This is a genomic window from Streptomyces aquilus (genome assembly GCF_003955715.1).
Taxonomy (GTDB): domain Bacteria; phylum Actinomycetota; class Actinomycetes; order Streptomycetales; family Streptomycetaceae; genus Streptomyces; species Streptomyces aquilus.
Window position 1 is genome coordinate 9769965 of the sequence record NZ_CP034463.1, and the last position, 15960, is coordinate 9785924.

Genomic DNA, 15960 nt, shown 5'->3' on the forward strand with positions numbered 1-15960 from the left:
CTCAGGTGATCATCGCGGGACAAGCCTCAGTCGAGTGGTGACTCGTCGGCGAGCTGATTGTTGCGGTCGATCTCCGGCATGTGCGTTTCGGCCCAGTCCCGCAGAGCGGAGAGCGGGTCTTCGAGGGACAGGCCGAGCGCCGTGAGCCGGTAGTGGACGGCGGGCGGCACGGTGGGCTCCACGCGGCGGGCGACCAGACCGTCGCGAACCAGGCTCTGCAGGGTGACGGAGAGCATCTTCTGTGAGATGCCCGGGATCCGGCGCCGCAGTTCCGCGAAACGCAGCTCGCCCGGCGCCTCCTCGGCCAGCAATTTGACCGCCATCGACGTCCACTTGGTGCCGATGCGGTCGAGCAACTGGCGCGTCGGGCAACGCGGATCCATCAGGTCGCCGCGCTCACCGGGCCTTGACCTGGTCACCTGGGGCTCACCACCTGAAGGGAAAGTGCCGTCTTGGGGGGATCAGGCTAGTTCCCTAACGTGACCTTGTCACCGTTCCACACCACCCCTTAGGAGAGCCCCGCCATGCCTGAGCTGCGACGCATCCCGGTCAACGGTGTCGAGCTGAACGTCGCCCTCGCCGGGGCGGGCCCGGCTGTCCTGCTGCTGCACGGCTTCCCGCACACCTGGGAGCTGTGGACGGACGTCATGGCCGATCTGGCCGCCCGCCACCGGGTCATCGCGCCGGACCTGCGCGGATTCGGCGCGAGCGGCCGGGCTGCCTCCGGGTACGACGCGGGCACCCTGGCCGAGGATGCCGCGGCGCTGCTCACCGCACTCGACATCTCCTCGGCCGCGGTGGTGGGCATCGACGCCGGTACGGCGCCTGCCTTCCTCCTCGCCCTGCGCCGGCCCGGTCTCGTGCGGCGCCTGGTCGTCATGGAGGCCGTGCTGGGCGGGCTGCCCGGCGCCGAGGACTTCCTCGCCGACGGGCCGCCGTGGTGGTTCGGCTTCCACTCCGCCGAACCCGACCTCGCCGAGACCGTCCTCGAGGGACACGAGGCCGCCTACATCGACTGGTTCCTGCGCGCCGGCACGCTCGGCGACGGGGTGCCCCGCGCTGTCCGCGACGCCTTCGTCCGCGCGTACACCGGCCGCCAGGCGTTGAGCTGCGCGTTCTCGTACTACCGGGCCCTGCCCGAGAGCGCGGCGCAGATCGAGCGAGCGGTCGCCACTGCCCGCCTGACGGTGCCGACCATGGCGCTGGGCGCCCGGCCTGTCGGTACGGCGCTGGAACGCCAACTCCGTCCGATCACCGACGATCTGACCGGGCATGTCATCGAGGACTGCGGCCACATCATCCCGCTGCACCGGCCGCGTGCCCTGCTCGCACTGCTGCGCCCGTTCCTGGGAGGCGAAGACGCGCGAGCGGCCTGACCGGGGCCCGGCGCCGGATCCTCATCGGCGGGAGAGGTTGACCTTCACGCATGGGTCAAGGCCTAGCGTCGGCGATATGAAGTCCTCTGCGAAGAACGGTTCGTTGCTCGCCCTGTCCAGCTCGCCCAGCACGGGTTTGGAGGTCCGCCTCGCCGCACGGCCTGTTGGGCTCCCGAACCTGGACCATTTCGACGTCGTCGAGGTCGACGTCCCAGCCCCCGCACCGGGCGAGGTGCGGGTTCGTAACCTGTTCATGTCACTCGATCCCGGCATGCTCATGCTGATCGCGGGCGGGTCCTCGCTGCCGATGCCACGCTATGAGGTGGGCGAGGTGATGTACGGGGACGCGCTCGGCGAGGTGGTCTCCTCGGCAGACCCGTCGCTGAGCGAGGGAGACCTGGTGGTGCATCGGTTCGGCTGGCGCGAGTACGCCGTGGCCGAGGCGAGTGCGTTCCGCCGTGTGGACAAGGCCGCTTACCCCAGTCCGTCCATGCACCTGGGGTTCGGGCCGGTCGCCTACATAGGGCTCATGGACGCGGCAGGGCTGCAACCCGGCGACACCGTTTTCGTCTCCAGCGCGGCTGGAGCGACGGGGAGCATGGCGGGTCAGATCGCTCGGCTCAAGGGAGCGCGCCGGGTGATCGGAAGCGCCGGCTCTGCTGACAAGGTTGCCCACCTGACCGGGAAGCTCGGGTTCGATGCGGCCTTCGACTACCACGACGGCCCGGTGCTCGACCGGCTGCGCGAAGCGGCCCCGGAGGGCATCGACGTCTACTTCGACAACGTGGGAGGCGAGCAACTGCGCGCCGCCATCGAGGTCATGAACGTGCACGGCCGTGTTGCCGTCTGCGGAGCCCTCAACCGGCAGAGCACCGCTCGCCCCGACGAGGGCCCCGGTGACCTGCTGAATGTCCTCGGCAAACGCCTGACCATCCGCGGCTTCACCCTGTGGGACCACCTCGACCGGGCCGCGGAGTTCGGCGAACAGTTCCGCGACTGGCTGCGCGAGGGATCCATCGTCTACGACGAGACAGTGATCAGCGGGCTGGAGAGTGCACCCGAGGCACTCCTCGACCTCGTCCGCGGCCGGCACACCGGGAAGACCGTGGTCCGGCTCGGGAGTTGACCACAAGGCCTACGCCATGCCTGACAATCACCCCGGAGGTGGCCGCGTGTTGATCGGTGAACTTGCCGCACAGACAGGGACCACGACCCGTGCCCTGCGCTACTACGAGGAGCAGGGCCTGCTGGAGTCCGACCGGGCGCCGTCGGGCTACCGCGTCTACGGCCCGCATGCGGTGACCAGGGTCCGAAACGTCCGCGACCTGCTTGCCTCCGGGTTCACCGTGGAGAACGTCAAGTCCTTCGTGCGCTACCTCGACACCGATCTGCCAGAGGTCTTCGAGTACTCGCCGTTGTGTGCCGACGGCTACGGCATCGGCACACAACGGGTGGCTGAACTGGAGGAGAAGATCGCAGCATTGACACGGCTGCGCGACACCCTCGTTCACCGGATGCCCTGGTTGGCGACGCCCAGTGAGATGCCGCAGAAAGGAGCCGCCTGAACCGGCAAGCCCAGAAGAACGAAGCCCCAGCGCCCGTGCAACGTTCCGGGAAGCCATCGGACGGGCACGCCACTGCGGGAGCAGACCGTCGGCGAATGCCTGCGCCACCGCCGCAGAAGCGACCTGCCGCGCCAGCCCGCGGCCTCTTTCCCCCGGCGCAGTGAGCACGCACATATGGGCGGCTGCCGCGGGCCAGGCTTGATACCCCGCCGCAGCCACCACGTCCGCGCCCCCGCGCACGACGAACGCGGCGGAGGTGATGCCGTCCATCCCGCTCTCACCGGCGTCCTCGGACGACACCGACTTCACCAACGCCATCAAGTCCTGATGCCCGGGGGCGAGCCGTTCAACGGACCGGCTCGCCGGCACCGGGCGGAAACCCGCACGTGACGCATATCCCAAGACTGCCGGCCCCAGCATCTCGGTCACCGCAGCACGGCCGGAACCGCTTCTGAAGAAGTCAGTGAGCCGGTCGGTATCCCGGCCAGAATCCGACGCAGAACCTCTGCCTCCCTGTCGGTCGGCGTCGTGACGAGCGCCGACTCGCCCAGCACCACCATCCCAGCCCACGACGGCGGAGCGATCTGCGAGGCGGCCGAGGTGACCACGCTCAAGCCCCCCCCGCCAGGGGAAACGACACCGGCGCGGCAGCCAACGTCTCCCAGACGCCCTGAGCCTGCTTGAGCAACGGATCAGCAGCCATCAGCCGATCCTGCCACCCGAGGTCACAGACGCCGAGGGATTCCGCTGCGGGGGCCGGCAGCGGTCTCGTGGGGCATGCCGCTCACGAGGTCCTGCTGGAGGTCCTCGTGCAGGTGGATGATCTGCCACCCGCAGCCAGTACCGGGCCGGGGCGAGGTGCCCGAAGACGTCGACGGGTCTCACCGTGGGCTTCGAGATCGGTTTCCCGGGGGCCCGCTTCGGTGGACGGGCGCTGGTCTCGTACGTCGTCCCGGTGATCACCGCCCACACTGCCGCGAGGTCGGCGGGGGATCCGCCGCGGCGCGCGCCACCGGTCGGGGACGGGACGGCACCGTGCATGTGCGTTGGCAGGGCGGGCCGAAATGGAGTGCGGCATCTCCTGACGTTGTGTCATGTCAGGTGCTCTGGGTGGGAGTTGCCTCGACGCCATGTTCGTCGCCCCTGGCGGTGTTACCGTCGCGCCATGTCCAAGATCGAGATTGACGCGATAACCGCCGAGTTCTTCGGGGCCTTCAACAATCGCGGCGGCAAGGCCGCGGACGTGGCCCGGATCCGCCGGCTGGTCATTCCGGGTGGGGTGATCGTGCTGACCGGCCCGAAGTACACGGTCTACACCGTGGACGAGTTCATAGAGCCACGCGAACGCCTGCTGGCCGACGGCCGGTTGGTCGAGTTCTCGGAGTGGGAGACCTCCGAGCGAACCGAGATCGCGGGCGACATCGCGTCGCGCTTCGGCGAGTACCGGAAGGCCGGCATCCTGGACGGCGAGCCGTTCGAGGGTGGCGGGACCAAGACCATCCAGTTCGTCCGCACCCCGGAGGGCTGGCGGATCACGGCGTTCTCCTGGTACGACCAGCCCTGAGGGGCACGGGCCGCGGCGGTCCGAGCGCGTGACACCCCGCTGACACGCCGAAGAGATCAACGATGCGCCCCGAGTGAGAACCGCAGCCTCCGATTCGATGCAGTTCGAATACTTCGACGCGCTGTCGCAGAGGTGACAGGGCGAACCGCGGCTCGGACTGTCGGGCCGACGGTAGCTGTCATGAGCCGGCGACCGGCCGGCCGGATCCACGAGTTCAGGGGGAGCATGCCGCTGGCATTTGGAGAGCACCCAAGCCAGAAGCGGCGCACATGGGTTCGTGGCGTCGTGGCCGCCGCAGTGGGCCTGTCCGCCACCCTGACGATGTCCGGTGCGGCCACCGCCGAGTCAGCGTCCGGGGCTCTCACGGCTTCGCAGGCACAGGCAAGAGGGCTGAGCGCCGCAGAGGCGACAACGTTGCAGAACCGGGTTGATTCCTACCTGGCTCGTTTAGGCGGGACGCAGATCGCCCCGGACGGCCGCGTACGACTGCAAGTACAAGCACTTCTGCGCCTATAGCGACCCGTATTTCACGGGCGATGTCATTGACATGATCGTTTGTGCCAGTTATAGCATCCCCTGGTTCGGCGACGGATCGTGGCAGAACCATCAAACGCTGGGAACGCGCGCCCAGTTCAGGGATTACCAATTCATCGTCCGTTCGACCGACAGCGGCGCTCCTACCGAGGACGACGTCGCCGACTGGTCTTGGGTCTATTACGTGACGAACTGCTGAGGCCCCGGGCGTCAGCCTTCCGGGTGTCCGTCGTAGACGCGGATCTTGTACTCGGTGGTCTCCAGTGCCAGGCCGAGCTCACGGATCTGCCGCGTGATGCGGTCCCTCTGGTCGAGCATGATGCGGCGGCGTTCCGGGATGGTGCTCGGGCCCTGCTCGACGAGCAGGATGTACCGCTTGAGGTCGGTCATGGTCATACCGGACAGGCGCATCCGGGTGAGGAAGACGAGGCGGCGCAGGTCGAACGCGGAGTACTCGCGGTACCCGGAGGCGTTGCGAGCGGGCCGCACGAGTCCCTCCTGCTCGTAGTAGCGGAGGGTGTGCGTCGACAGGCCGACAAGGCGGGCGGCCTCGGCGACGCTTTTGGGCATCGCCGAGGCTTCGATCGTGGAGTCGTCGAGCAGTTCGTGCAGCGCGTCGATCGCCGACGAGGACGGCCCATCGCCGGCAGCGAGGATGCGTTCGATCAGCGCTTCAGTGGCCATGGCGGACAGCGTACGGCGATCAGAACGCGCGGGCCGCGGGCGGCATGCCTGGGAAGTCTGCCGACTCGCTCACCGACGCCCATTTCTCGACGTCGTCGAGCGCGTCGCGGTACACGCGGGTGAGATTGCGTACCGCCTCGGCACCGAGCGGGAGCCGGAGCGGCGCGTCGGGGGTGTCGAGCATGTCGCGGATGACCCGGGCGGCGCGTGCCGGGTCGCCCTCCTGGATGCCGTCGGCCTCGGCCATGTTCGCGCGCACGGCACCGATGGCCTCGTCGTAGATCGAGCTCTGCCGCGCCGTGTTGAGCACGTCGGCGGCGTTGAACGCGGTGCGGAAGCGGCTGGGCTCGACGATGAGGACGCGAATGCCGAAGGGTGCGACCTCGCCCGCGAGCGCCTCCGACCAGCCTTCGAGCGCGAACTTGCCGGCTGAGTAGCTGCCGACGGCGGGGAACGACATCCGCCCGCCCTGGCTGCTCATCTGCACGATCGCACCCGAGCGACGCTCCCGCAGGTGGGGCAGCACGGCACGCACGTAGGCGGCCGGGCCGAACAGGTGCTGCTCCAGCATGGCCCGCAGCGCGGCATCCGTGATCTCTTCGGCGGCGCCGACCTGTCCGGCGCCCGCATTGTTGACGAGGACGTCGACGCGCCCGAACACCTCCAGCGCCCGCTGCACGACCACGGCCGCTCCCGCCGTGTCGCGCACATCGTGCTCGACGGCGAGGAATCGATCACCGTACCGGGCCTTGAGCCCGTCGAACCGGTCGGCCCGTCGCGCGGTCCCGACCACCTGCTCGCCGGCCTCCAGGGCCGCCTCGGCGAGCGCCAGGCCGAGGCCCGAACTCGCGCCCGTGATGATCCATGTCTTCGTCTCGTGCGTCGTGGTCATGGCCCCGACGCTAAAGGTTCGAGCGCGCTTGAAGGCAAGCCGTACTCAGGCGTTCGACCGGGTGCGCGGTTGGAGATCATATGAGACCTTTCACCTACTTTGAGGTATTCATCAGCAGGCCCGTGATCCGATGACCGGAGTGAGCCATGGCCACCCTTCTCTACCGCCTGGGGAGACTCGCCTTCCGCCGCCGCAGGATCGTCCTCGCCGTGTGGGCCCTGGTGAGCGCCGCGGTCGTGGCCGGTCTCGGTGTCGTCGGTGAGGACACCGATGACACGTTCACGATCCCTGGCTCGGAGTCGCAGCAGGCCCTGGACACGCTCGGCCGGGTGTACCCGGCGGCCGGCGGAACCAGCGCGCAGATCGTCTTCACGGCTCCCGAGGGGGAGAAGGCCACCGCGCGGAAGTTCCAGGCGGGAATCGCCGCGACCCTCAAGGAGGCAGCCGACGCCCCGCAGGTGACCGCGGTTCTCTCGCCCGAGCAGACCCGAGCCGTGTCCAAAGACGGCCGCTCCGCCCTTGCCCAGGTCCAGTACTCCGTCTCCAACGCCGAGCTCGCCGACGGTTCGCTGGACGCCCTCGAGGACACGATCGCCCCGGCCGAGAAGGCCGGGCTCACGGTGTCGGTGGGCGGTCAGGCCTACAACAGCACCGGTGTCGACATCAGCGCCAAGGAGGTCGTCGGTGTCGTCATCGCCCTGATCATCCTGGTGATCACGTTCGGCTCGCTGCTCGCGGCCGGGATGCCGGTGCTCACCGCCGTCGTCGGCGTCGTCATCGGAGCCGGTGGACTGCTCCTGGTGAGCCACCTGACGGCGATCTCCTCCACGGCGCTGACCCTCACGGTCATGCTGGGCCTCGCGGTCGGCATCGACTACACGCTGTTCATCCTGTCGCGCCATCGGGACCAGCTGAAGGCCGGTATGGCCACCGACGAGTCGGCGGCCCGCGCGATCGGCACCTCCGGCAGCGCGGTCGCCTTCGCCGCGCTCACCGTGATCATCGCCATGGTCGGACTCTCCGTCGTCGGCATCCCCTTCCTGACCGCGATGGGGCTCGCCGGCGCGGGCGGCGTGGCGATCGCCGCGCTCGTCGCCCTCACCCTGCTGCCCGCGCTGCTGGGATTCGCGGGCGACCGCCTCAGGCCCAGGCCGAAGAAGAAGCCCGCGCCCGGCGGCCGGACCGCACCGCAGCAGACGCTCGGCGCCCGGTGGGTGCATACGGTGACCCGCATCCCCGCCCTCACCGTCGTCCTCGTCACCGCCGGTCTCCTGGTCGTCGCCTGGCCCGCCCGCGATCTGCGGCTCGCCCTGCCCGACAACGGCAGCGCCGCGCAGGGCACCACCCAGCGCGAGACCTACGACACCATCAGCGAGGAGTTCGGCCCCGGCCTCAACGGCCCGCTGCTCATCCTCATGAACACCGACGATGCCAAGGCGTCCTCCGCCGCGCAGCTGACCGCCGAACTGAACACCGTGCGCAAGGAGTTGGCCGCCACCAAGGGCGTCGCCCTCGCCTCGGCGGCCCAGCGACTCGACCCCGAGTACGCGCTGTTGACCGTCGTGCCGACCACCGGCTCCGGAGACGAGGCCACCAAGGATCTGGTCAAGGCACTGCGGGACAAGGAGTCCCCGATCCGATCCCGCACCGGGATCTCGCTCCAGGTCACCGGCCAGACCGCGGTCAACGTCGACGTGTCGCAGAAGCTCAGCGACTCACTGCTGACCTTCGCCATCGTGGTCGTGGGCCTGTGCCTGCTGATTCTGCTGATCGTCTTCCGTTCCCTCGTGGTCCCGGTCAAGGCGACGGTCGGGTTCCTGCTCTCGGTCGCGGCCTCCTTCGGCGCGGTGGTCGCGGTCTTCCAGTGGGGCTGGGCCGCGGACCTCATCGATGTCGCGAGGACCGGGCCGGTCGTGTCCTTCCTGCCGATCATCCTCATGGCCGTGCTCTTCGGGCTCGCCATGGACTACGAGGTGTTCGTCGTCTCCAGCATCCACGAGGAGTACGCCCATGGCGGCGACGCCCGCCGGGCCGTCCTGACGGGATCGCCCCTGGCCTTCCGGGTGGTCACCGCCGCCGCGCTGATCATGGTGGCGGTCTTCGCGGGGTTCGTCACGATGCAGGACGCGATCGTGAAGCCGATCGCCTTCGCCCTGGCCTTCGGGGTTCTGGTCGACGCCTTCCTCATCCGGATGACGTTCGTGCCCGCGGTGCTCATGTGGGTCGGCCGGGCCGGCTGGTGGCTGCCGCGCGGTCTGCGGAAGATCCTGCCGAACGTGGACATCGAGGGGCGTGATCTGCCCAAGCCCCCGGCGCAGCCGAGCGGGACGCCCGCCACGGCCTCCGAGCGCGACTGAGCTCCCCGGGAGCGGGGGTGTCACATCCGGGGCCTGTCGAGCCCAGCCGTCTCGCAGGCCCCGGACGTCGGCGCGGGCCGCCCGGCCCCCGGGGGGAGGGGAGGCCGGTGTGCGATGACGGCCCGAGCCGAGCCGGGCGGGGGCGGCCGCCATCCTCGCAGGAGGCTGCCCGCGCCCGGCCGTACTGGACGCGTCAGCCGGCGGTCATCGCCGTTGCCGCGTACGTCAAGGAGACCAGCGCCACTACGACCGCCGGGACGGCCCGGGGCAACGGGTCGCCGTGGCGCAGGTGGACCACCGCCGCCGCGGCCATCAGCAGGGTGAGACCTGTCGCGGCGGCCACGCCCAGTGGCGTCCAGGTCAGCCCCATCAGCACACCGGCGACCCCGGCCACCTCCAGCGCGCCGACCACCCGATAGAGCCGGACCGGCATCCCGAAATGGGCCGCCGCCTGGCGCATGACCGGGGCCGCGGCGAGCTTCGCCAGCCCCAGCGGAAGGAAGACCAGGGACAGGACGATGCCGAGCACGGTGGTCATGAGGCGGACCTGCCCTTGCGGCGCTCCTCGCCCAGCCGGACGTAGTCGTCGATGAGCTCGGGGCTGTCCACGGTGGCCGGATTGACGACCTCCGCCACCGCGGCGCCCTGGAGCAGCCGCTTGATCGGGACCTCCAGCTTCTTGCCGGTACGGGTGTGCGGGATGCCCGGCACTTCGAGGATCTCGTCGGGGACGTGGCGGGGTGAGGCGCCGGTACGGATGGCGTCCTTGATCCTCTCCCGGAGGGTGTCGTCGAGTTCGACGCCCGCCGCCGGGACCACGAACAGCGGCATCCAGTAGCCGCCGTCCGGTTCCTCCGCGCCGATGACCAGGGCCTCGGCGATCTCGGGGAGACGTTCGACGACGTCATGGATGTCGGCGCTGCCGAGCCGTACCCCGTTGCGGTTGAGCGTCGAGTCGGACCGGCCGTGGACGATCACCGAGCCGTGCCCCGTGACCGTGATCCAGTCGCCGTGTCGCCACACCCCCGGGTACGCCGAGAAGTAGGCGTCGCGATAGCGGGTGCCCTCCGGGTCGTTCCAGAAGTACAGCGGCATCGAGGGCATGGGGCGGGTGACGACCAGCTCGCCGACCTGGTCGATGACGGGAAAGCCCTCGGCGTCGTACGCGGCCAGCGCCACGCCCAGGTTCGGTGCGGACAACTCGCCCGCCCAGACCGGGGTGTTGGGGGCGCTGCCGGCGAACCCGGAGACGATGTCGGTGCCGCCGCTGATGGAGGCCAGCAGGACATGGTCGCCGACGTGCTCGCGGACCCAGGGGTAGGCGGAGGCGGGCAGCGTCGAGCCCGTGCAGCCGACGACGCGGATCGAGGCGAGGTCGTGGACGGACGGGTCGATGCCGAACTTGGCCATGCCGAGCAGGTATTGGGGGCTGGTGCCGAAAACGGTGACCCGGTGGCGGGCGGCGAGTTCCCAGAGGCGGTCGAGTTTGGCGAAGGGGGCCGGGCTGCCGTCGTAGGTGCAGGTGGTGGCGCCGGTCAGGAGGGTGGAGACGACCAGGTTCCACATCATCCAGTGGGTGGTGGTGTACCAGAGGAGACGGTCGCCGGGGCCCAGGTCCGAGTGGAGTCCCAGGGTTTTCAGGTGCTCAAGCAGCACGCCGCCGTGACCGTGGACGATGCCCTTGGGCAGGCCTGTGGTGCCGGAGGAGAACACGACCCACAGCGGATGGTCGAACGGCACCGGCACACAGGCGAGTTCCTCGGTACGGGTGGAGGCGTCCTCCCAGGGGACCACCAACGACGGGTACGCCCGCGACGGCCAGGGCAGACCCATGTGGTCCACCAGCAAGGTCGCCTTCAACGTGGGGAGGGCGTGCGCGAGTTCGAGGACGGCTTCGCGGCGGTCGTGGGTGGTGCCGTTGAACAGGTAGCCGTCGGCGGCGATCAGCACGGTGGGTTCGAGCTGGGCGAAGCGGTCGGCGGCGGCCTTGGGGGCGTAGTCCTGTCCGCACACCGACCACACGGCGCCCAGGCTCGCGGCGGCGAGGAACGCGACGATGGCGTGCGGGGTGTTGGGCACATAGCCGACGACCCGGTCACCCTTGCCGACGCCGAGGTCACGCAGGGTCGCGGCCACCGACGCCACCAGGGCACGCAACCGGGCGCCGGTCACCTCGTACCCGGCGCCGGTCTCGTCGAGGGCGAGGATCGCCGTGTCGTCGTCGCGGACGTTGCGCAGCGCGTGGTGGGCGTAGTTGAGCGTCGCGCCGGGAAACCACCGGGCGCCGGGCATGCCGTCCTCGGCCAGCACCTGCTCGTACGGGGTGTCGGAGTCGATGCCGAAGTACTCCCACACCGCGCCCCAGAAGCTCTCCAGATGGGAGACCGACCAGCGATGCAGGGCGGCATAGTCGGTGCCGTCCACCCCGACATGGCGGGCGAAGTCCGCGATGCGGCTGGCGGCCGCCGTCTGCGGATCGGGGGTGAAGAAGGGCGTACTCATCGCGTCGTACTCCTCAACAGGCTTTTGGGGGCTGTCCGTGCGGAAGGGACGGGGCTTCGGGTGGTGTGCAGCAGGGAGGCCCAGGCGGCGGTCGACGTGAAGTCGTGACTGCCTGCGGGGAGGACGTCCATCACGATGCGGTCGGGCCGCAGCAGGACCGCGTCCGCGCGTCCGGCGCGCAGCCAGGCGGCGAGGGTGCCGTCGTCGCCGAGGTCGGCCACGCAGAGCGCGCGTATGCCGAGGCTGTGGGCGAGCGCGGTCAGGGAAGGGGCGGGGTCGGAGGCGGTCAGCACGGTGAAGGAGTCGCCGAGCGCCTCGTCGAGACGGGTGGGCCGTCCGTCGACGCTCACCCACGGTTGCGGACAGTGCGTGCCCGGCAGGCGTCGGCGGGCCCCGCGCCGCACGAGCGGTCCGGCGGTGAGCGGCGGGCTGAGGTCGCGGCCGGCCAGCTCGGTGAGGCCGGGTATGCGGCAGGCGGCGGCCAGTGCCCGGCGGCGGAAGGCGGCGGCGCCGTCCTGGCCACCGGTCATGGCCCAGCCCATGGCGACCGCGAGGCGGACCACGTGCCGTGCGTGCGGTTTGCGTTCACTCTCGTAGGTGTCCAACAGCCGTTCGTCGCCGTCCTGTTGGAGGACGCGGGTGAGTTTCCAGGTGAGGTTGTAGGCGTCCCGCAGCCCCGAGCACAGGCCCTGTCCGATGAACGGCGGGGTGAGGTGGGCGGCGTCGCCGAGCAGGAAGACGCGTCCGCTGCGCCAGCGGTCGGCGACGCGGGCCCGGAAGGTGTACTCCGTCTCACGTACGACGTCGAAGTCCCCGTCGTACGAGGGCGGCAGCCAGGGGGCGATCAGTTCACGGACCGTCTCCTGTCCTTCCCCGAGCCGGAACTCCCAGCGGTAGCGGTTCTCGCTCACGCGCATGAAGGTGGCCGGCCGGGCCCGGTCGCAGACCTGGTCGACGCCCTCCCAGCAGCGGACGGGACCTGTCGTGTCGACGTCGATGACCTTCCAGCGCTCCTCGAAGCGCAGGTCCTCCCACACGCCGCCGATCGCCTCGCGGGTGAGGCTGTTGGCGCCGTCGCAGCCGAGGACCGCGTCGGCCCACAGCTCGTGATCGCCGGTGCCGTCGCGGTAGGTGACACGGACGGGGCCGGTGGAGGCCGGGCCGATGCCGGTGACCTCCACGCCACCGCGCAGTTGGCTCTCCGGCCGCCCGGCCAGGGCGTCGCGCAGTACGCGTTCCAGCTCGGGTTGGTCGAACATGCTGGTCTGCGGGTAGCCGTGGTGGCCGTGCTCGGTGCGGCGGAACTCGGCCATCACCCGGTGCCGGGCGTCCAGCAGCCGCAGCCCCTGCGCCGGTCGGGAGATCGCGGCGAACTCCTCACCGACGCCCGCCGCTTGCAGGATGCGGTGGATTTCGTCGTCGCTCGCGACGGCGCGGGGGAGCGGGTAGACGTCCCGGTGGCGTTCGAGGACGACGCTGCGGACTCCGCGCCGGGCCAGGAGGAGGGCGGCGGTCACGCCCACCGGCCCGGCCCCGACGATCACGACGGGCACACGTGCGGCTTCATCGACGGTCATGTGCGGCTCACCTCGGGGATTAGTTCGCGGCCGCGACGGGCGTGCGCTGCTCGCCGAGGTCGATGCGGCCGTCGGGGGTCGCGATCGTCGCCGTGATCACGTCGCCCGGGCTCAGGTAGTGGGGGTTCTTCGCCTGGCTCTTGAAGAACGCCTTCCATTTCACGGCGGGCGGCAGCAGTGCGCCGATCTTCTCGACGGCCTTCGGCGGCGCTTTCAGGGCCGTGCCGCCGGGGGTGCCGGTGAGCAGCAGGTCGCCGGCGTCCAGGGTCTGGAAGCGGGCCAGCAGGGTCAGCGCCTGTGCCGGGCGGACGATCATGTCGGCCAGGGTGCGGTCCTGACGAAGCTCGCCGTTGACGCTCAACTTCAGCCGCAGGTCCGGGAGATGGGCGAAGTCATCCGGCTCCAGCAGCGTCAGGAACGGGCCCGTCGGCGTGAAGGTCGGGTACGACTTGCTCTCGTAGAACTGAGTCTTGGTCAGCTGCACCTCACGGGCGCTGACGTCGTTGGTGATGACCAGTCCGGCGACGTACGACGGCAGGTCCCGCTCCTCGACGACGGTGCCGACGGGCAGGGGCGCGCCCATGACGAGGCCCAACTCGATCTCGTAGTCGAGGAACTTCACATGCGACGGCCGGACGACGGCGTCGCCCGGGCCGCTGACCGAGCCGGACGCCTTGCGGAAGAAGGTGGGCGGGACGTCGCCCTTGAAACCCGAATCGCGGGCGTGGCTGCGGTAGTTGACCATCTGGGCGACCACCCGGCAGGGCGTGGTGACCGGTGAGAGCGCCACCAGGTCGACGACGGGCGTGCCCGGTTCGCCGGACGCGGCGGCCTCGTGGACAGCCGATCGGTCGGCCAGCAGCTCGGCGGTGGTCACGGCCTTGGTGTCGACCGGGACGGCCCGGTCGCCCAGGACGACCCACCAGCCGTCGGCGGTGCGCAGGACATTGGTGCTCATGTCAGTGCCTTTGTGAGGGGGATTCGCGTGCGGAGGTCAGGAGTTGGCGGCCTTGAGCAGGCCGAACAGCCGTGCCGGGTCCATCTCGTTGTCGCCGCGCAGGGCCTCGACGACATCGCGGAGCCGCTGCGGGGAGGGGCTCGCGCCGAGGAAGTCGCGGGTGGCCGGCGGGCCCCACTGGGCCAGGCCGCTGGTCGACATGGGCGCCCAGCCGGGCTCGACGTCGCAGGAGAACAGGTCGCCGTCGGAGAAGTGCTCCAGCATGAAGTGGTCGGGGTCGCGCCAGTAGTCGAAGAGCTGGCTGCCCTGGATGTGCCGGCCGATGCCCCAACTGCGCTTGTATCCCCGCTCCTTGAGGTACTCGCCACCGGCGGCGATCGAGTCCAGGTCGGTGACCTGGTAGGCGGAGTGGACGTATCCCGTGCCCGGCCCCAGGTGCATCGCGAGGGTGTGGTGGTCGGCAGGCACGCTGCCCAGGTCGCAGCGGATGAACGCCATCGTCGGGCCGCGGCCGCGCTGGCCGTCCAGGAACAGGAAGTCGGAGACGATCATGCCGAGGGTGTCCAGGTACCAGTCCAGGGCGCGCCCGAACACGCGGGTCTCCAGGACCAGATGGCCCAGACGCTGGATGCGGGACGGCTCGCGCGGCGGACGCTGCGTGGCGTTCGTACGACGGTGATCCGTGCCGAAGTTGAGGGGCAGCGGCCGCTGTTCCGGCAGGGCGGGGAGCTGCTCGCCGCAGTGCACGACCCGCACGGGGAAGCCGGAGGGGTCGAGCAGGTCGACGCCCTTGCCGCCCCCGGGAACGTCGGCGTCCCGCACGTCCCTGCCCGTCGCGCGGGCCAGCCGGTCCAGGTCGGCCCGCTCGGCGGCGCGGAACGCCGGACCGATGAAGCGGGACGTACGACCGCGCCGGATCACCATGCAGGGCGAGCCCGCGAAGGTGCCCCGCAGCCACAGCTCGCTCTCGGTGCGGGCGGCGACGCCGAAGCCGAAGTCGCGGGCGAAGACCTCCGCCCGGTCCAGGTCGGGCTTCTCGAACTCCAGCCAGGCCAGGTCCGCCACCTTGATCACGGGATTCCGGGAGCGGCCGGGGTGCTCGCCGCGCAGGGCGCCCTGCTCACTGTGGAGGTCCTGGTGGGCCGTGAGGACGTCCCCGTTGACGTGTGTTCCAGACATGGTGTCCTCCGAGCAACATTGCCGTAATGAGGAAATCATCAACTGTGACAGTTCTGTCGTCAAGGCGTTCACCGCAGGAAATGATGGATTCATCAGAACTGCGATCTTCATCGTGCAACCGTTAGGCTCTGCGCATGTCTACGTCAGCCCCGCCCGGCAATCGGTTCGAGCGACGTCGCGCGGAGACCCGGGGGGCTCTCGTGCGAGCGGCCCGGCAGATCCTCGCCGAGAGCGGCGACACGAGCGCGAGCATCCAGGCGATCGCCGAGCGCGCGGACGTTGGCTTCGGCTCCTTCTACAACCACTTCGACTCCAAGGCGGAGTTGTTCGAGGCGGCGGTGATCGATGCCCTCGAGGAGTTCGCGCAGGAATTCGACGAGCGTCTGACGGGGGTCGACGACCCGGCGGAGCGGGTCGCGGGCGGCTTCCGGCTCAGTGCCCGCATGGCCGACTCCCACCCGGAGCTGATGCAGGTCCTGCGCCGCCGTGGCCTCGCGCACATCCACTCGGGCAAGGGGCTGGCCCGACGCGCCCTGCGTGATCTCCAGGTCGGCATCGCCTCCGGCCGCTTCACGCCCGTCGACCCGATGGTCGCCCTGTCCGCACTCGGCGGAACCCTGCTGTCCCTGGTGGAACTGCGGTTCGCCCGCCCTGAACTGGACGGCGACGAGGCCGCGGTCAACCTTGCCGAGATGGTCCTGCGGATGCTGGGCCTGCCCGCGGACGACGCCCACGAGGTGGCCCGACGCCCCTTGCCCGACGCCGCCTGACC

At 70.2% G+C, this 15960-nt stretch carries 15 protein-coding genes and 2 pseudogenes; 7 read left to right on the top strand and 10 right to left on the bottom strand.

Going from position 1 to position 15960, the window contains the following annotated elements; translation table 11 throughout:
* Positions 1-26: 26 nt before the first annotated feature.
* Positions 27-383 carry a winged helix-turn-helix transcriptional regulator gene (locus tag EJC51_RS44680; RefSeq protein WP_126277403.1) on the bottom strand — a complete coding sequence of 119 codons (357 nt, stop codon included), beginning with the start codon at positions 381-383 and terminating at the stop codon, positions 27-29.
* Positions 384-524: 141 nt separating this feature from the next.
* Between EJC51_RS44680 and EJC51_RS44685 the strand changes: the two genes are divergently transcribed.
* From EJC51_RS44685 to EJC51_RS44695, 3 genes are all read left to right on the top strand, one after another.
* Positions 525-1376, top strand: a complete 852-nt coding sequence (locus EJC51_RS44685) for an alpha/beta fold hydrolase (RefSeq protein ID WP_126276355.1) — start codon at positions 525-527, stop codon at positions 1374-1376.
* A gap of 76 nt (positions 1377-1452) precedes the next feature.
* Positions 1453-2502 carry an NADP-dependent oxidoreductase gene (locus EJC51_RS44690; RefSeq protein WP_126276356.1) on the top strand — a complete coding sequence of 350 codons (1050 nt, stop codon included), beginning with the start codon at positions 1453-1455 and terminating at the stop codon, positions 2500-2502.
* Positions 2503-2548: 46 nt separating this feature from the next.
* Complete coding sequence (locus EJC51_RS44695; protein ID WP_207924670.1) at positions 2549-2941, top strand: MerR family transcriptional regulator; 393 nt, start codon at positions 2549-2551, stop codon at positions 2939-2941.
* Positions 2942-3019: 78 nt separating this feature from the next.
* On the opposite strand, the pseudogene EJC51_RS49455 reads toward EJC51_RS44695, so the two are convergent.
* Positions 3020-3361 (bottom strand): annotated as a pseudogene (locus tag EJC51_RS49455) (GNAT family N-acetyltransferase); the annotation flags it as partial.
* Between the two features lie 5 nt (positions 3362-3366).
* Positions 3367-3555: a hypothetical protein gene (locus EJC51_RS49460; RefSeq protein ID WP_341870714.1), complete on the bottom strand. Its 189-nt coding sequence runs from the start codon at positions 3553-3555 to the stop codon at positions 3367-3369.
* A 551-nt stretch (positions 3556-4106) separates the two neighbouring features.
* On the opposite strand from EJC51_RS49460, the gene EJC51_RS44705 reads away from it, so the two are divergent.
* Together EJC51_RS44705 and EJC51_RS49650 are read left to right on the top strand one after the other, a co-directional pair.
* The gene (locus EJC51_RS44705; protein WP_126276358.1) at positions 4107-4505 is read left to right on the top strand and encodes a nuclear transport factor 2 family protein; all 399 of its coding nucleotides are present in this window, start codon (positions 4107-4109) and stop codon (positions 4503-4505) included.
* A 481-nt stretch (positions 4506-4986) separates the two neighbouring features.
* A pseudogene (locus tag EJC51_RS49650) lies at positions 4987-5238 on the top strand (peptidase inhibitor family I36 protein); the annotation flags it as partial.
* A gap of 11 nt (positions 5239-5249) precedes the next feature.
* On the opposite strand, the gene EJC51_RS44715 reads toward EJC51_RS49650, so the two are convergent.
* Positions 5250-5723, bottom strand: coding sequence for a MerR family transcriptional regulator (locus EJC51_RS44715; protein ID WP_126276359.1), 474 nt, complete (start codon positions 5721-5723; stop codon positions 5250-5252).
* Positions 5724-5742: 19 nt separating this feature from the next.
* Positions 5743-6615 carry an SDR family NAD(P)-dependent oxidoreductase gene (locus EJC51_RS44720; protein WP_126276360.1) on the bottom strand — a complete coding sequence of 291 codons (873 nt, stop codon included), beginning with the start codon at positions 6613-6615 and terminating at the stop codon, positions 5743-5745.
* Between the two features lie 146 nt (positions 6616-6761).
* Between EJC51_RS44720 and EJC51_RS44725 the strand changes: the two genes are divergently transcribed.
* Positions 6762-8972 (top strand): MMPL family transporter, encoded by a 2211-nt coding sequence (locus EJC51_RS44725; protein ID WP_126276361.1) that lies wholly within the window; start codon positions 6762-6764, stop codon positions 8970-8972.
* 193 nt (positions 8973-9165) lie between these two features.
* Here the strand turns inward: EJC51_RS44725 and EJC51_RS44730 are convergent, their stop codons facing one another.
* From EJC51_RS44730 to EJC51_RS44750, 5 genes are read right to left on the bottom strand one after another with little or no spacing between them, the layout of a single operon-like run.
* A complete protein-coding gene (locus EJC51_RS44730; protein ID WP_126276362.1) occupies positions 9166-9510 on the bottom strand; it encodes a DoxX family protein in 345 nt (114 codons plus the stop codon).
* A complete protein-coding gene (locus EJC51_RS44735) occupies positions 9507-11474 on the bottom strand; it encodes an acetoacetate--CoA ligase (RefSeq protein ID WP_126276363.1) in 1968 nt (655 codons plus the stop codon). Before EJC51_RS44735 ends, EJC51_RS44730 begins: the two co-directional genes overlap by 4 nt.
* Positions 11471-13051, bottom strand: a complete 1581-nt coding sequence (gene mhpA / locus EJC51_RS44740; protein ID WP_126276364.1) for a bifunctional 3-(3-hydroxy-phenyl)propionate/3-hydroxycinnamic acid hydroxylase MhpA — start codon at positions 13049-13051, stop codon at positions 11471-11473. The genes EJC51_RS44735 and mhpA overlap by 4 nt, the downstream gene beginning before the upstream one ends.
* A 19-nt stretch (positions 13052-13070) precedes the next feature.
* Positions 13071-14009 (bottom strand): fumarylacetoacetate hydrolase family protein, encoded by a 939-nt coding sequence (locus tag EJC51_RS44745; RefSeq protein WP_126276365.1) that lies wholly within the window; start codon positions 14007-14009, stop codon positions 13071-13073.
* A 36-nt stretch (positions 14010-14045) separates the two neighbouring features.
* Positions 14046-15188, bottom strand: a complete 1143-nt coding sequence (locus EJC51_RS44750; protein WP_126276366.1) for a VOC family protein — start codon at positions 15186-15188, stop codon at positions 14046-14048.
* A 134-nt stretch (positions 15189-15322) separates the two neighbouring features.
* Between EJC51_RS44750 and EJC51_RS44755 the strand changes: the two genes are divergently transcribed.
* Positions 15323-15958 (top strand): TetR/AcrR family transcriptional regulator, encoded by a 636-nt coding sequence (locus tag EJC51_RS44755; protein WP_208870789.1) that lies wholly within the window; start codon positions 15323-15325, stop codon positions 15956-15958.
* Positions 15959-15960: the final 2 nt, after the last annotated feature.

What these genes read in the sequence shown, in the direction of transcription:
- EJC51_RS44680 (WP_126277403.1), bottom strand. Translation starts at nt 383, where the DNA reads ATGGATCCGCGTTGCCCGACGCGCCAGTTGCTCGACCGCATCGGCACC.
- EJC51_RS44685 (WP_126276355.1), top strand. Translation starts at nt 525, where the DNA reads ATGCCTGAGCTGCGACGCATCCCGGTCAACGGTGTCGAGCTGAACGTC.
- EJC51_RS44690 (WP_126276356.1), top strand. Translation starts at nt 1,453, where the DNA reads ATGAAGTCCTCTGCGAAGAACGGTTCGTTGCTCGCCCTGTCCAGCTCG.
- EJC51_RS44705 (WP_126276358.1), top strand. Translation starts at nt 4,107, where the DNA reads ATGTCCAAGATCGAGATTGACGCGATAACCGCCGAGTTCTTCGGGGCC.
- EJC51_RS44715 (WP_126276359.1), bottom strand. Translation starts at nt 5,723, where the DNA reads ATGGCCACTGAAGCGCTGATCGAACGCATCCTCGCTGCCGGCGATGGG.
- EJC51_RS44720 (WP_126276360.1), bottom strand. Translation starts at nt 6,615, where the DNA reads ATGACCACGACGCACGAGACGAAGACATGGATCATCACGGGCGCGAGT.
- EJC51_RS44725 (WP_126276361.1), top strand. Translation starts at nt 6,762, where the DNA reads ATGGCCACCCTTCTCTACCGCCTGGGGAGACTCGCCTTCCGCCGCCGC.
- EJC51_RS44730 (WP_126276362.1), bottom strand. Translation starts at nt 9,510, where the DNA reads ATGACCACCGTGCTCGGCATCGTCCTGTCCCTGGTCTTCCTTCCGCTG.
- EJC51_RS44735 (WP_126276363.1), bottom strand. Translation starts at nt 11,474, where the DNA reads ATGAGTACGCCCTTCTTCACCCCCGATCCGCAGACGGCGGCCGCCAGC.
- mhpA (WP_126276364.1), bottom strand. Translation starts at nt 13,051, where the DNA reads ATGACCGTCGATGAAGCCGCACGTGTGCCCGTCGTGATCGTCGGGGCC.
- EJC51_RS44745 (WP_126276365.1), bottom strand. Translation starts at nt 14,009, where the DNA reads ATGAGCACCAATGTCCTGCGCACCGCCGACGGCTGGTGGGTCGTCCTG.
- EJC51_RS44750 (WP_126276366.1), bottom strand. Translation starts at nt 15,188, where the DNA reads ATGTCTGGAACACACGTCAACGGGGACGTCCTCACGGCCCACCAGGAC.
- EJC51_RS44755 (WP_208870789.1), top strand. Translation starts at nt 15,323, where the DNA reads ATGTCTACGTCAGCCCCGCCCGGCAATCGGTTCGAGCGACGTCGCGCG.